This window comes from Arcanobacterium wilhelmae (assembly GCF_029632765.1).
Taxonomy (GTDB): Bacteria; Actinomycetota; Actinomycetes; order Actinomycetales; family Actinomycetaceae; genus Arcanobacterium; species Arcanobacterium wilhelmae.
In genome coordinates this window covers 1,473,165-1,487,677 of sequence record NZ_CP121247.1, presented here as the reverse complement: position 1 = coordinate 1,487,677, position 14,513 = coordinate 1,473,165, and the positions used below count along the sequence as shown (strand labels likewise).

At 64.1% G+C, this 14,513-nt stretch carries 10 protein-coding genes; 3 read left to right on the top strand and 7 right to left on the bottom strand.

The window, feature by feature from the left end:
* Nucleotides 1-29 precede the first annotated feature (29 nt).
* Together P8A24_RS06655 and P8A24_RS06650 are read right to left on the bottom strand one after the other, a co-directional pair.
* The gene (locus tag P8A24_RS06655; RefSeq protein WP_278057829.1) at nucleotides 30-1,196 is read right to left on the bottom strand and encodes an AAA family ATPase; all 1,167 of its coding nucleotides are present in this window, start codon (nucleotides 1,194-1,196) and stop codon (nucleotides 30-32) included.
* A gap of 42 nt (nucleotides 1,197-1,238) precedes the next feature.
* Nucleotides 1,239-4,325 carry a hypothetical protein gene (locus P8A24_RS06650; protein ID WP_278057828.1) on the bottom strand — a complete coding sequence of 1,029 codons (3,087 nt, stop codon included), beginning with the start codon at nucleotides 4,323-4,325 and terminating at the stop codon, nucleotides 1,239-1,241.
* Between the two features lie 97 nt (nucleotides 4,326-4,422).
* On the opposite strand from P8A24_RS06650, the gene P8A24_RS06645 reads away from it, so the two are divergent.
* The gene (locus P8A24_RS06645) at nucleotides 4,423-5,400 is read left to right on the top strand and encodes a carbohydrate kinase family protein (protein WP_278057827.1); all 978 of its coding nucleotides are present in this window, start codon (nucleotides 4,423-4,425) and stop codon (nucleotides 5,398-5,400) included.
* On the opposite strand, the gene P8A24_RS06640 is transcribed toward P8A24_RS06645, so the two are convergent.
* Nucleotides 5,397-7,022: a M81 family metallopeptidase gene (locus tag P8A24_RS06640; RefSeq protein ID WP_278057826.1), complete on the bottom strand. Its 1,626-nt coding sequence runs from the start codon at nucleotides 7,020-7,022 to the stop codon at nucleotides 5,397-5,399. The genes P8A24_RS06645 and P8A24_RS06640 overlap by 4 nt on opposite strands.
* A 185-nt stretch (nucleotides 7,023-7,207) precedes the next feature.
* Here P8A24_RS06640 and P8A24_RS06635 point away from each other — a divergent pair, with 185 nt between their 5' ends.
* Nucleotides 7,208-7,954 carry a copper homeostasis protein CutC gene (locus tag P8A24_RS06635; protein WP_278057825.1) on the top strand — a complete coding sequence of 249 codons (747 nt, stop codon included), beginning with the start codon at nucleotides 7,208-7,210 and terminating at the stop codon, nucleotides 7,952-7,954.
* 244 nt (nucleotides 7,955-8,198) lie between these two features.
* Here the strand turns inward: P8A24_RS06635 and rbsK are convergent, their stop codons facing one another.
* The 4 genes from rbsK to P8A24_RS06615 form a co-directional block, all read right to left on the bottom strand.
* Nucleotides 8,199-9,107: a ribokinase gene (rbsK, locus tag P8A24_RS06630; protein WP_278057824.1), complete on the bottom strand. Its 909-nt coding sequence runs from the start codon at nucleotides 9,105-9,107 to the stop codon at nucleotides 8,199-8,201.
* A gap of 2 nt (nucleotides 9,108-9,109) precedes the next feature.
* On the bottom strand, nucleotides 9,110-10,129 hold the full coding sequence (locus tag P8A24_RS06625) for an aldose 1-epimerase family protein (RefSeq protein ID WP_278057823.1): 1,020 nt from the start codon (nucleotides 10,127-10,129) through the stop codon (nucleotides 9,110-9,112).
* Nucleotides 10,130-10,180: 51 nt separating this feature from the next.
* Entirely contained in the window at nucleotides 10,181-11,566 is a 1,386-nt protein-coding gene (gene fucP, locus P8A24_RS06620; RefSeq protein ID WP_278057822.1) for an L-fucose:H+ symporter permease, read from the bottom strand.
* Between the two features lie 287 nt (nucleotides 11,567-11,853).
* Nucleotides 11,854-12,828, bottom strand: a complete 975-nt coding sequence (locus tag P8A24_RS06615; RefSeq protein WP_278057821.1) for a sugar-binding transcriptional regulator — start codon at nucleotides 12,826-12,828, stop codon at nucleotides 11,854-11,856.
* A 217-nt stretch (nucleotides 12,829-13,045) separates the two neighbouring features.
* Between P8A24_RS06615 and P8A24_RS06610 the strand changes: the two genes are divergently transcribed.
* Nucleotides 13,046-14,476, top strand: coding sequence for an amino acid permease (locus tag P8A24_RS06610; RefSeq protein WP_278057820.1), 1,431 nt, complete (start codon nucleotides 13,046-13,048; stop codon nucleotides 14,474-14,476).
* Nucleotides 14,477-14,513: the final 37 nt, after the last annotated feature.

The following is a 14,513-nucleotide window of genomic DNA, read 5'->3' as shown; positions in this document are numbered from 1 at the left end:
CTGCGGAAATGTTGGGACTCATGTGAAAGTTAGGCGTCTGATTCTCCGTCAGTGTCGAAAAAGACGTGCTGTGCATAATGCTCACGCAAGTACTCGCGAATATACGGTAACGTGAAGTCAACGAATCCGCGTTCCGTGCTCTCGATCATCTCCGCTTCGATCAGACGCTTGCGATAAGTGTTCGCGTACTGTGGGGAAACGTGCAAGCGTTCGGCGATATCGCGTATTGCGGAAGGCCCATCATCTTGAGACATCGCAATCAGGAACGTGCGATCAGTATCGGAAAGATCGGCCAACGCTGGTTCGTGAACGAGCTGTCCGATCTTACGCCGTGCTGTTTCGATTCCGCTCTCTGCGCTCGAGGCCGTCACCACGCCGTCGCTGGCGTTCGCGAAAGAATACTGCCCAACGAGCTGAATGAGGAACGGATAGCCCGCGCATGCATTCACTGCTGAGTCGAGCGCGGGGCCCTCCCATCGGTAGCCTGCGTCAGTCACCGGTTTCTCCAGCCCGACCCGGACATATGAATCGCTAACATTGCCAAGGACAACACGATTTGCACGTCGTAGGAATGTAATTGGGTTGTTCCCATCTTCATTCGCAAGAAGCGGGACAACTGAGCTTGGGATACCGGCCATCACCAGCGAAATGTTGCGATTTTCGCGAACAAGATGCTGAACCGCCGTGGCAAGATCGATCACCTCTTTGCGCTGGAGATGATGGAGTTCGTCAAGCGTGATCAGGAGGCCGGTATGCTGGCCGAATTTTTTATCGCGTTCGTCAATATGGTCAAGCAGTTCCGTGAGCACGGAGCGTAGCTCAAGCTGTGCCATCCCCGGTTGTGATTCAAATTGGACGTTCACTCCTGTGCCCATCACTTGGACGCCAGCACCGCTCACGCGCCTACTTGATGAAAATCCTGCAAGTTCCTTCATTGCTTGGGCAATCAGACGATTCACGAAGCCAGTGGTAGCAGTTTCGCTGAAAAATACCCAGCCTTCTTCCGCTGCGAGATCCTCGACCGCATTGAGTAGGGTAGTCTTTCCGATCCCTCGTGGCCCTGTCACTACACTGACACGTTCATGCGTACCCGGTCCGTTTCGGAGCGCGAAACGGAACTCGTCGAGAACAGCTTCGCGACCAACCAGTGCGGGTGGGGTTGCGCCGAGCGTAGGTTTGAAAGGGTTGATGACCATGAGGTCATTCTATCCTAGTTTTTTTATTCTTTTTTATTTTATTTATTTGGCGTCTGACCTGCGAAAATGTTGGGGTTCGAGGAAGACCGTGGCGGCGAGCGCCGGCATCAGTACCTGGAACGTGGAACCGGGCAGAACGATCCCGGAGTCGTTCACCGCGAACGCAGTTGCCGTACACACGAGCACTGAGGCCAGCATATAGCCCAGCGGCTGTCGCACGATGGCACCGAGCGTCGCCCTGAACCCGCCGACGGCGGTTTCACTCACGCTGGTGGCCCCGTTCGTGCTGCCGGCGGTTTCACTCACGCTGCCGGGAGACCCAGCTACGCTGCCGGGAGATCCAGCGACGACGCCGGTGGGGCCAGCGGCGTCGCGCCCAGCACTTGCGCGGCCGACCTGTTCCACAGCCCGTGCGTAGCGTTCCTTGAGCCACGGCCACGCCACGAGCACCAGGAACACGAGCCCGGCGAGCGCGATCCACCGGTGGCTCAAACTCACCAGAAGCCGCAGGTTCACCGAGAGTTTGCGCCACACGATTTCCCATGCGCCGCCGTCGATCAACGCCTGCACAAAGTTCCCCAAGTGCGTGCGCGAGGTGGCGGGGCGAAGCCAGTCGGCGAGCGCAATCAGCATCGACAGCGCAAGCCCGCCCACGCCGAGCATCACGAGCACACGCACGCGCACGCGCCGCCCCGACGCCAGCAGCAACAACACCACCAGCGCCGGCACGAGGGCGATCGCGCCGCCAAAATCTGCGCCGAACGTTGGCCACACGCCGATCGCGATCGCTCCCACCCCGACGAGCGCCGCCATCGCGAGCGCCCACCACGGCGCCCGCCTGCCTCCAGCGACGCCATTCCCACGAGTCGCGTTAGCAGTGCTCGCCGCGCCAGTTGCGCTCGATTCGCCGGAAGTCCCACCCGTACCCACGGCGTCGGGGGTAAACGAGCCGTGCTTGCGCGCCGCCCAACCCAACAACCCGCCCAGCGCGAGCAAGACGCCAGTCGACTCGAAGGAGAACGCCTCGTTACCGAGTCCGTAGAAACGGGCGCCGAGGAGAGTATTGAAACCAATGGGGGAGTCGGCGATGGTACGCGAGCCGGTGGCGACGTCGCCCAGGATCACGGCGGCGGTCACCGTACCGATCGCGATCATCGGCGCCCCTGCGTGCCAACGTCCGGTCACGGCCGCACTGGCAGCGATCAGCGCCGCCACCGCGTACGTGCCGGCGAACATTGCGTACTGCGGCGAGCCGCTCATCCACCACGGCCACGCCCAGGTGGAGATCAGCGCGCCCGCAGGTAGAGCTGCGATCCACAGGCCGAGCAGCGCACACACCCAGCGCACGGGCCGCACGCTCAGCGCGATACGCACGAAATCGCTGGCCCATCGTCCGCCCGAGACGACGCCGTTGGCCGTCCGCGTGAGCCAGCGGGTAACCTGGCATCGGCGAGGATCACGAGTATGTGCGCGCCCAGTGTTCGATGCCGGCGCGGGGGCCGGCCCGTGGTTCGACTCAGTGGCGTCGGCTGTGGCCGTGCCCGCGACCGGCGGATTCGCGGTGTGGTTCTTTGTGACCGATACGACCGGCGCTGTAGCTCCTCGCTTTCTGATGCGCCTGCGCACCACCGGCAGCAGAATCAGGCCGGCGACGAGCGTGTAGACGATCGTGAACTGCGTGAGCGTAGAGACGAAGCTGCCTCGAACAGGTACGATCATCGAGGCCTTCCGCGCAAGGCTGGCCAGCTCCGCCGCGCGCTCGGCGCCGCTCGCGTCGGAACTGACGGCGCTCATTGGTGCGGCCCGTAGCGATGCGAGCGGGTCAATATCTGCCCCGATTTTCGCGAGTTCGTCGAAGGACGACGGTGACGCCGACGCCGGCACTGGCACCGAGCTTGCGCCCGGCGCGGCGAGCGTATCGACGCCGAAATCGGCCAAGATCGCGGGAACGATCGACGAGTAGTGGATGTTGCCGACCTGGCGTACCTGCGCAGACCAGCCGAGCCCGCGGGTCCCTGGAACACCGCTGAGATCCCCAGCCCCGCCGTCGCCGGACACTGAACTAGCCGCCGCGCCCGGCCCGTATGAAACGAAACCGGGTTGCAGTACTTCGGTGGCCGCGAGGGCCTGAAGCGAGACGAAATACACCTTGGTGCCGGGCGCCACCTGGGAGATCACGGCCTCGGCGCGGGCGGCGGAGGTGCGGGCGGCGACGTCGCGGTAGTAGTCGGTGGGCATGAGGATGGGGAAGTCGGTTGACGGCGGAGTGTCGGCCTGGCCCAGTGGAAGCAGGCGCGCAGCGGACGCCTTGGAGCGTTCAGGGTCGGCCTCGAAGTTCGCGCCGTTGACGTCGGCGACGGTGAGTGGGAAGACGGCTGCGGCGTGTGAGATGCGCGAGGCGATCACTTCGTCGGAGAGACGATCCGTGGAATATCCCGTGGGTGCGAGGCCGTCTGGTGTGACGAGGAGTGCCCCGGCCTGCGTGCCGATTGCGCGTGACGCCACACGCGCCTCGTGGAGCGCCTGCGCAAACGCGCCGATCTTGTGTGTGTTGCCGAGATGCTGGGCGATGGTGGCGAAGTTGGCGTCTTGCCACAGTGGGAGCGGCGCGTCGGAGAACATGCGCTGGATCGAGCAGCTGGGGGAGTGGTTGACTGACGCCTCGGTGAGCGGAGTGCCGGCGCTCATCGCGAGGCTCACGTCTTCCGGGCAGCCCCATTCGCGCACCGCCGGGGGCACCATATTGAACATTGTGCCCCCCGCCGCCCACGCGGCGAGGTTTGGGGTGTCGGTTGCGTTGATATAACGCCAGCTCAGGCCGCTCGTGAGGAGGACGAGCACGTGCTCGGTCGCCTTCGCCGATGCCGTGCCCGACGCTGACGCTTCAGCCCGCGTACCGGGGCCAGGGAATACCGCCGTTGGCAGGGTTTCGAAAGCGAGTTGCCTAGCCGACGCGAGTTGCCTGTCCGACGTCGGCGGCGTACCCGACGTCGCCGGTGCGGCTTGCGCAACCGCAGGCCACGCAAGCGCGAGCAGAAACGCGAGCGCAGCAAAAAGCGCGGCGGCGCGCGGCGCCAAACGCCAACGGGCCGGCGGATTTTCAGGGTTCAGGCGCGCATCACACATCACCCTTTAAGGATACGGGCGCAGGCGCGTGGGTGCATGATCCTGCGTGCCGTCATCTAGAGTAGGAGCGTGCCGCAGGCGCGGACGGAGCGGAGGAACGATGAGTTTGCTGGTGATTGGCGAGGCGCTGATCGATGTGATCGAGGCTGGTGGCGAGGTGACCGAGCGTCCGGGCGGGAGCCCGGCGAATGTGGCGATCGGGGTGTCGCGGCTGGGGATCCCAGCGCGGCTTTTGACGAGTTTTGGCGACGACGCGCGCGGGGAAGCGCTCATCGACTGGCTGGGCGCAGACCATGTGTTCGTCGAGCGTGCGCCCGCCGAGCGCACGGCGAGCGCGACGGCGCTCATCGGCGCGGACGGTTCGGCGCGCTACACCTTCGATATCGCCTGGGATCTCGCGGGCGCGGCGGTGGACGTGAGCCGCGTGAGCCACGTTCACACCGGCTCGATTGGTGCCCTCCTCGAGCCGGGCGCGACGTCGGTGCTCGAGCTGGTGCGGCGGGCCCGGGGCGTTGGTGCTGGTACGGAGCCCGACGCCGGTGCGGACGTTTCGCCCGAAAGCGCGGGCGTCGCCGGTGCCACGGTTTCCTACGACCCGAATATTCGCCCCGCACTGATTGAGGATATGGTGGCCGTACGCGGGCGCGTGCGCGAGCTGATCGCTCTCGCGGACGTGGTGAAATGTTCAGACGAAGATTTGGCGTACCTATTCGACACCGACGTGCCAGATGAAACCGCCGTGATCGCCTACGCGCACGAGTTCGCGGCCACAGGGCCGGCGCTCGTCGCGGTGACCCGCGGCTCGCAGGGCGTGATCGCCGTCAACCGCGCGGGCGATATTGTGCGAGTCCCCGCGCCAGATGTGGACGTTGTGGACACGGTCGGCGCTGGCGATTCATTCATGGCGGCACTGATCTACCAGCTCGACCGGCGCGGCCTGACCGGTGCGAAAAACCGCGCCGCCCTCAACACGCTCGGCGCCGCTGAGCTCGCTGAGATCTGTGAGTTCGCCGCGCGCGCCGCCGCGATCACGTGCTCGCGCGAGGGTGCGAACCCGCCGAGCATCGACGAACTTTAGCCACGGATCACGCGCAAATCCACGGTTTCTGGGCGGTCGAAGGGGAACATCGGACGGCGAATCTGCGCATGGCCGAGCCGCACAATGTCTTGATCCACTCCGCCGGGCGTGAGTGCAAGCAGCCAGCCGTTCGCGGCAGCGTGCAGATCCGGCTCGAGGTAGCCCATCTTCACGATCACGATGTTGGCATCGCGCATGTCTAGCCCAAGCCGGGCAAACTGGCTGGCCTCGCCATACTGGTTACGGTTGGTGGAGACAATCACGTCCAGCCGGCCCACCCGCAGGACTGCTGTCAAGCCGCCCGTCGGGTCCTCCGTGAGAGCGCGCACCTGCGCGTCGAGGGGAACCGGCGGCGCAAGCTGGTCTATTTTTCCGCCCACTTCCACGTGTACCCGCGCGCCGACGCCGGCCGCGCGAGCCGCGTCTACCGCTGCCGGATCCACCAGCGAGGCGACAATCCCGCCCACCTCACCGCTGGCGATCTCGGGCCGCGCCAGCGCGGCGGCGAGCGCCACCGTCACATCGTCGGCGCCTCCCGCGCCCGGGTTGTCGCCAGAATCCGAGATAAAGAACGGGCGGGGAGCATCCGGCGCGCAGGCCGCCTCGAGGGCCTCCTCGATCGTGTCCGTCGGCGCCACGAACTCGAACTCCTCGCGCGCCTCCCACACGTCCTTCGCGATTGCAAGCGCCACCTCGGAAACGTCCGTCTCGCCGTCGGCGTCGCCATACACGCCGATCGCGGCCGAGCAACGCGGCTGGTCTGCCCACGCGAAGCCGATCCAGAACGCGGCGTCGATGATGCCCGGGAGTGCGGCGGCCTCGGCAACCTCGTCGTACAGGCGCGCGGCAGGCTGCATGCGCGTGGAGGTTTTCTCGCCCGGCAGCAGGATCGGCACGTGCACCAGGGCTTTCGCCGGTTTTCCGCGCCCGGAGCGCACGCGCTCCACGAGAGTTCGGGCGGCGCGCTCGCGGGTCACCCACGCGTCCTCGTGTGGGGCCATACGGTAGCAGGTGAGCAGGTCGGTTTCGTGGAACAGGGTTTCGGACACATTACCGTGCAGGTCCATGCACGCGCCGACGAGAGGCTGCGGCCCAACGACCTCGCGGATTGCGGTGATGAGATCGCCCTCCACGTCGTCCATTCCCTGAACGCTCATCGCGCCGTGGATGTCGAAAAAGATGCCGTCCAGGCCGGGCACCTGTGTGTGATCCGACGCCGGTGCTCCGCTCGCGTCATCGGTGCTCGCCGCGTCCGTCTCCACTGGCGCGTCGGCATCAACTCGCGCCCCGGCGTCGCCGGCCGCGCGTGCCAACCCCTCGCAAATCTCGAGCTTCCACGCTTCGTACGCCTCGCGTTGTACCACGCCTCCGGGTAGTGCGGCTGCGTGCAGAATCGGCACCCACTCCACGCCCTCTTCCCACTCGCGCACGCCGACCGCCTCGCGGTCCACGCCGCCGAGCAGGTCGGACACGCGCTCGGCCATCGGCACCGGATCGTAGGTAATAAAAGGGTAGCGCTCGAGGAGTTCCTCGCCGCGCCGCACGCGGAAATCCGCCGCCGTGGACGTATACGGCGTGAACGTGGACGATTCGATATGGATCCCGCAAATCGCGATACGCATGAGCTCTCCTTTGATGCTACTGCCACAAGGATACGCCCGCGTCCGGCGCCGTCGCCCTTCGCAAGCGCTGGTCGGGCGACGTCTGGTGTCACCGCGTGACGGCGTCGTCGGCGGTCATTCGAAGCAAGAGGACCTGCGGTGACGCAATATAATAGGTGCGACTACGACGAAGCGAGGAAAGAACGATGCTGGAAGTGATTGCGCAGGGCGCGCGCGACGGTGCGGCAGCACAAGCGGGAGGAGCGGCGCGAGTCGAACTCGTGGGAACCATGGCCGACGGCGGGCTCTCGGCAAGCGTGGAACAAGTGCGCGAGTTCCGTGCGCATTGCGACCTGCCGATCCGGGCGATGCTCCGCGACCAGGGCGGGTTTGCGGCGGGGGATGTTGACGCTCTCGCAGACCTCGGTGCGGCTTTGCTCGACGCCGGAGCGCAGGCCCTCGTGCTCGGGTACTTGGCTGGGGGAGAATTAGATACGGTCCTGATTCGCGAGATCGCTCAGCGTGCCGGTTCGGGCGATATCACTATCCACCGCGCTGTTGATTCGGCGCAGGATTATTTCACAGCTTGGGAACGCGTGCTTCGATTCGCCTCCGGCACGAGGGGGACGGGCCACGTCGCCGCGGACGCTCGCGCCGCGGGACAGGAAGCAGACGCCAGCGTTCGCGACTATCCGCACGTCAGTACGGTACTCACAGCCGGCTCAGAGAACGGCGTAGAAACAGGCATGCCCAAGCTCCTCGAAGCTCTCAAGAGTCCCGGAGTCGCCGAGCGCATGATGGTTGGTGGCGGGCTGAAACTCGAGCACATCGCACCGCTACGCGAGGCAGGTGTGCGCATGTTCCATGTGGGATCGGCGGTGCGTGACTCGTGGGATTCTCCTGTCGATCCCGAGCGCGTAAAAATCTGGGTTGACGCCGCAAACGGGGAATAAAGCCCCGCTGTCGGGGGCCTGCCACCCCGTCCAGTCTGGAAGAGTGCGCCGCTCCGGCAGTTTTGTGTTGTTTTCGCGTTTCGGTTGCAGTATTTGCAATGGAAACGCGATTTCTACATGAAAATGTCAGGTGTGCACGAGTGTGCCCCGGGGAATCCCGGGGCACACTGTGAGGGGAAGGCTACTTACTCTGGGAGGAGAGTGAGTTTCTCCGAGAGAAGTACTATGCGCTGCGGGAGAAAAGCTACTTCGCGACGACGTCGAATTCCTCGCGAGTGGCGTACGACGTCTGCGTGCCCAGCTTGGTCACTGAATCGGCCGCATACTTGTTCGCCATCCGCATCGACGCCGTGACGTCGCCAGTTGCAACAAGGTGGTGCGAGAAGCAGCCGATAAACGCATCGCCCGCTCCTGTGGTATCGCGCGCGTCCACCTTCTCGGCCTCGATCATCACTTCGCCAGCCTCGCTGATCCAGATCACGCCGCGAGCGCCAAGGGTCACGATCACGTTCTCCATTCCGGCGTCGAGCAACGCGGACGCCGCGTTGCGAACGTCGTCGATCGTCTCCACCGGCATGCCGGTCAGGAGCGACAGCTCCGATTCGTTCGGCACGAAGTAGGTGCAGTCCTTGACCTTCTCGAGCACCAGGTCCGGGGCCGCCGGGGCCGGGTTGAGAAGAACCGGAATGCCATGCTTCTTGCCGAACTCGATCGCGTAATACACCGTCTCGAGCGGAACCTCGAGCTGGAGAACGATCAGTTTGCACTGCGCGATATCCTCAGCGGCGGCGTCAATATCGGCCGGCGTGAGCCGAGCATTCGCGCCCTTCACAATGATGATCGAGTTATGCGATTCGGGATCCACGAAGATCGGTGCCACGCCCGAGGTCGCCTCAGTGCGAAGCACATAACGCGTATCGATCCCGTTGGCTTCGAAGTTTGCGATCGTGTTGTCGGCGAACATGTCGTTGCCAACGCGGGTCAGCATCAGTACCTCCGAGCCGAGACGAGCGGCAGCAACGGCCTGGTTTGCGCCCTTGCCTCCGCACCCGAGCTTGAAATCGGGAGCCTCGATGGTCTCGCCCTCCTTGGGCATGCGGTGGATGTAGGAAATGAGATCCACCATATTTGATCCAATAACGGCGATATCCATCGTCAGTCCTCCTTGATTCCAGTGGTCACATCAAACGTACGTGTTTCCCCGGCCGCCAGCATGATGAGCGTTCCGGCCTTCTTCGCGGCCAGGAAGCCCTCCGGGCGCGAGGTGCCCGGAAGAACGAAGGCTGCCACCTGCTGGTCTGGGTTGTATAGGATCCAGCGGGTTGCAGTGGAGAACTCGTCGGTGGCGAAGCGCGTGGTGAACGTGACGCCGTCGGGGCCCTCTAGCTCGAACGTCGCCTCCGGGCCGTATTGTGGCAGGTCATCGGCCAGATATACGATTTCCGGATCAAACTCGGTGGCCCCGGCGAGCGAATGCCCGTCGATCTTTCCGGCCAGGATCGCCTCGTTGATCTCCTCCCAACGCGGGGTGGGGGTCACGTGGGCGGGGATCGTGCGGCGCAGGGCGAACGCGCCCTCGGGCAGCGATTCGCGCATCACGCCGTCGGCCACGAACGCGTAGTTCATGTGGCACATGTACTGAAGCGGCATCGGCGCGTATTCGGACAGGTTCGTCACTTCCATGCCGATGTGGAACTGGCCCGAGCCGGCTTCGAGTGTAACGGACGGGCGGGCGCGGTAATGGTGTCCGAACCCCATTGTGTACTCGTACTCGGAAACGATCCGCACGCGATCGCCGTCGACCTCCAGCCACGCCGTATCCATCGGCGCCGTCGCAAACTCGCCGTGGAGCATGTGCGTATCCTCAGGTGAGGGAACGCCTGCGGCGAGCAGACCGGAGTGGAACGCGAAGCAGCCGTAGGTTTCAACGATCTCGCGCGCCGGCGTCGGCTCGGAGAACATGTTTTTCATGCGCAGCGAGTGCCCGTCGAATTCGGCGTCCCAAATGATCTGGCCCATGAACGGCAGCACTTCCACGTGTCCGCGCGCGTTTGCGATTGTCAGCGATTCGATGCCTTTGCGGTACTTTTTCACGGTTACGCGCATCTCGCCGGTTTCGGCGATCAGCTTCTCTTCGCCGTCGAAGAGGGCCTTGGGGAGGTGTATTTTCAACATTTTTCTCTCTTTTCGTTCAGTTTGTGTGGGCGGGAGCGACGACGCCGGTGCTCACGCCACGTTTTTCGACGTCTTGTACTGGCGCAGGAAGTACACGAGTACCGCTGCGAAGCACAAGAGCGAGACGGTGAACGCGAACTGCATGGAACCGGTCATGTCCGACACGAGACCCTGGATCACGGGCACAACCGCGCCGCCGATGATGGACATGACGATCACTGCGCCGCCGGTTTCGGTGTGGCGCTTGTCCTCGATCGAATCGAGGGTGCGGGCGTAGATCGTGGCCCAGCAGGGGCCGAAAAGGCCCGAGGTGAGGATTGCGAACCAGACGGCCACGATGTTCGGGATGAGGATCACGGCTGCGAGGGCGGCGACGCCGGCGATCGAGTAGCCGATGAGTACCAGGTCCTCGTTGAAGCGGGTCATGAGGAGGTTGGCGAGCACCTTGCCGAGGAAGAAGGCCACGAATGCCCAGATCATGAAGTTGGATGCGGTGCGCTCGTTGATCGACGAATCGAGGTTGAGCGCGAGGCGGATCGTGAAGCTCCACACGGCGGTCTGCATGCCGACGTACAGGAACTGGGTGAGGATGCCCTCGCGGAAGCGTGAGTTGCGGGCCAGGTAGGACAGGGTCTCACCGATGGTTGCCTTGAGCTCCTGGGTGCCGCGCACCGGCTTGCAGTGCGGGAACTGGGTGATCGCCACGAGGAGCAACAGCACGGCGAGGACGATGATGATGAAACGGTACGGGGCGAGGGTGCGGCCGAGGGATTCGGAGATGAACTGTGCACGGGCGTCGCCACTCAAGCCCTGGATCTGCTTGTGGAGCGCTTCGCCGTCGGTGAAGACCAGCCACTTACCGAGGAGCACGCCGAAGATCGAGCCGAGCGGGTAGAAGGTCTGCGAAATGTTCAGGCGCAAGGTCGCCAGGCGGCGCGGGCCGGCCATCGTGGAGTAGGTGTTGCAGGAGGTCTCAAGGAAGGACAGGCCGGTGGCGATTGCGAACAGTGCCACGAGGAACACCGAGTAGGTGGCCACCTGCGAGGCCGGGAAGAAGAGCGTGCAACCGATAATGTAGAAGCACAGGCCGATGAGGATGCCGGTCTTGTAACTCCACTTGCGGATCACGCGCGAGGCGGGGATCGCCAGCACGAAGTAGCCGCCGTAGAACGCGGACTGCACGAATGCGGAGGCGAAATCGGACAGGTCAAACACGGATTTGAACTGGGTGATGAGGATGTCGTTCATCGAGGCCGCCGCGCCCCACATGGGGAAGCAGATCGACAGCAGGATGTACTGGAAGATGGGGGTGCGGTCTAGGTAGCCGTCGGAGAGTTGGCGTGAGGGGTCTTTAATCAGGCCCCACGACGTATTCTTCACGCCGGTTTCTTGGGTAGCGCTCACGGGGTTTGCCTCGCCTTCGAGATTGGGGAACATTCGTCCTGTTGTTGCCGCTGCCTCATTGCATGCGGTGGGGGATGACCGAAGAACGTCGATGTTTTCGGTGTGACAGTTCACAAACTACCGGTGTGAGGTGGTGGAAGGAAGCGGTACGTATTTTTGTGGAGTCGCCGGTAAAGTGGCGTATTTTTGCGGTGGAAACGACGTAGGTGTGTCAGTTTCGGCACCGGCGTCGCTAAGTTGGCGCGGAGGTGCCCGCCTGGCACAAATGTTCCGTGACGTTCAGGGATCGGGGAACACTCGTGCTCCCCGATGCTGGTGCCTTACGCGTTGATGAAGTCCCATTCGCGAAGCTCACCCGGGTTGCCCGCAATGATGCGAGCCGTTGCCGAATCGATCACGAGGCGGTTCACGTAGCCGTTCTCGAGGGCAGCGCGGATGACAGGCGCCTTCGCCTCTCCACCGGCCACCAAAATCTTTTGTTCCTTTGAGCGAAGGTCCGGGAGTGAAATGCCCAGTGTGCGGTTGTTGAAATCGGGGGAGCAGATGCGGCCGCGCTCGTCGACGAACCGTGTGCAGATATCGCCCACACTCCGGGAAAGGATCGCCGCGCGGTCGGTGGTAGACATCGGCGTCGCCTCCACAAGCGCCCGGTTCGTGGCGATGTCACCAGTGGTGTACACAACCACACGTGCTTCGCCCGCCGCCTGGAAAACCCTGCGGACTGGGGGAGCAGTGGTGAGCTGATTGAGTTCTGCCACCGAATTGACGAACGTGGGTGCACCAAACTTCATACACTGTGCGTCGAACGCCCCAGCGATTCGCTCCAGAGTGGTGAGCCCGCCGCGCGGCTGTGGATCGGAGAGCCCATTCGACATTTGAACCACACGCACGTTCTTTCGTGGCGTGGAGGGCAGGTGGTCCGCCACTACCGCGAGGGTCCGCGACGGGACGACGCCGATCGCATCGCCGTCGCGAACTAGGCGCGCGAGCAACTTGGCGCCCGCGGCCCCCAGCGCGGCTCGCAAAGCCGCAGGCGACGGATCCGCTGGCGAAACCAGCACGACGTCGAGCAGGCGATAGCGGGCGATCAGCGTGTCCACCAGTGATTCGTCGTGGTCGCGCGGATCCACTACCACGATCTTTACAAACCCGCGATGCTTCGCATGAGCGAGTAACTTGGACACAGTAGGCCGCGCCACGTGGAGCTTCGCGGCGACCTGCGCCTGCGTGAGACCGGAGTAATACAGCTTCGCGGCGTCGAGCGCCTGAATATCGTGTGAGGTGAGATCGTTCATCTCTTCTAATGTACGAGCGAACGGCTCGCGCCGTGGGCTAAATGAAATTTCGCTCCGCCCCGACGTCGGGGCGCCGGTGACGCGGACGCGTGCTGTCCACATAGTGAAACCGGGGCGAAACTCGCGCACGGTGCTCCTAGCATGGGCACGGTGCGCCCTACCTGCGCGAATGCGCGTCCACGCTCGCGCCAGCGCACACCACCCACAGAAAGAGGAGATGATGACTAGTACGTCACTCAAGCGCGGGCTCACGTCCGCCCAAGTTGCAATGATCGGTTTGTCTGGTGCGCTCGGCACCGGCCTGTTTCTGGGGTCAGGTTCTGTCATCTCCTTTGCTGGACCTGCCACGATCGTGTCCTATGCGATCGCTGGACTTTTCGCGCTCGCTGTGGTGTGGGCGCTCGCCGAAATGGTCACCGTGCACCCGGTAGCCGGCGGATACGGTGCCGTGTCGTCGTCGTACGTGGGGCGCATGGCTGGCTACGTTGCCCGCTGGAACTTCGCCGTCACGTTCTCCGTGGCCATGGGAGCGGAAGTCACCGCAACCGCAACCTACATTCGCTGGTGGTTCCCGTCCGTGCCACTCTGGGCCGGCACACTCGGATGCGCCGTGTTCATCATCGTGTTAAACATCGCCTCCGTGCACCTGTACGGCAGCTCCGAATACTGGTTCTCCATGATCAAGGTGATCGCGATCGTGGCGTTCATCCTGCTTGCGCTCGCGCTCATCGTGGGCGTCGTGCCCGGGCGCGAGGCGATCGGGCTTGGCCATCTCACCGCACACGGCGGCTTCATGCCTAACGGAGTGGTTGGCGTGCTCGCCGCGGTCTGCATGGCCGTGTTCGCGTTCGGAGGCGTCGAGAACGTGTCCGTGACCGCCGCCGAATCCGAGAACCCGCACCGCGACATCCCACGTGCCGCCGGCACGATGATCTATCGCCTCATCATTTTCTACCTTCTCGCCGTGGGCGTGGTGCTCGCGCTCCAGCCGTGGACCGAAACGGCGGCCGGTTCTGGCGCACTAGAAGAGTCGCCGTTCGTGAAGGCGCTCGAGCTCACCGGAGTCGGCGCGGCCGCTCACATCATGAACGCGGTGCTGATCGTTGCCGCTCTCTCTGCCGCGAACGGCGTGTTGTACTCGTCGTCGCGTATGATCCACTCGCTCGCACTCGACGGCGAGGCTCCCGCCGCGCTTGCCCGCACCGCACCGAACGGTGCTCCGCGCGGCGCAGTGTACGCTGCCGCCCTGGGAATGGCTGTGGCGGCGGTCCTGGCGCTCGTCTCTCCGGACCGCGCCTTCCTGTGGCTCGCCGGCATCGCCACCGTCGGCATTCTCATCACCTGGGCACTCACGATGTACACGCACCTGAAGTTCCGCGGCGCACGCAAGGCCGCCAGCGCGTGGTTGCCCAAGCGTCGGCTGTGGGGCGCGCCGGTGGTGAACGTGTTGGTGATGCTGGCATCGGTGGCGATCTATGTGGCGTTGCTCTGGCTCATGCCCGTCGCCTGGTATGCGGGCGTGCCCTACATGGTGGTGCTCGTGGTGTCGTATTTCGTGGTCTCGCGCCGCGATTTGCCGCCCGTTCCGGATCTGCTGCGCGACGAGCTCGCGCAGGCCGACGGCCACGCCGCCCGCCTCGAGGACTGAGCAAGCTTAGAACTAGTGACGCGCCGCCGCGTAAACC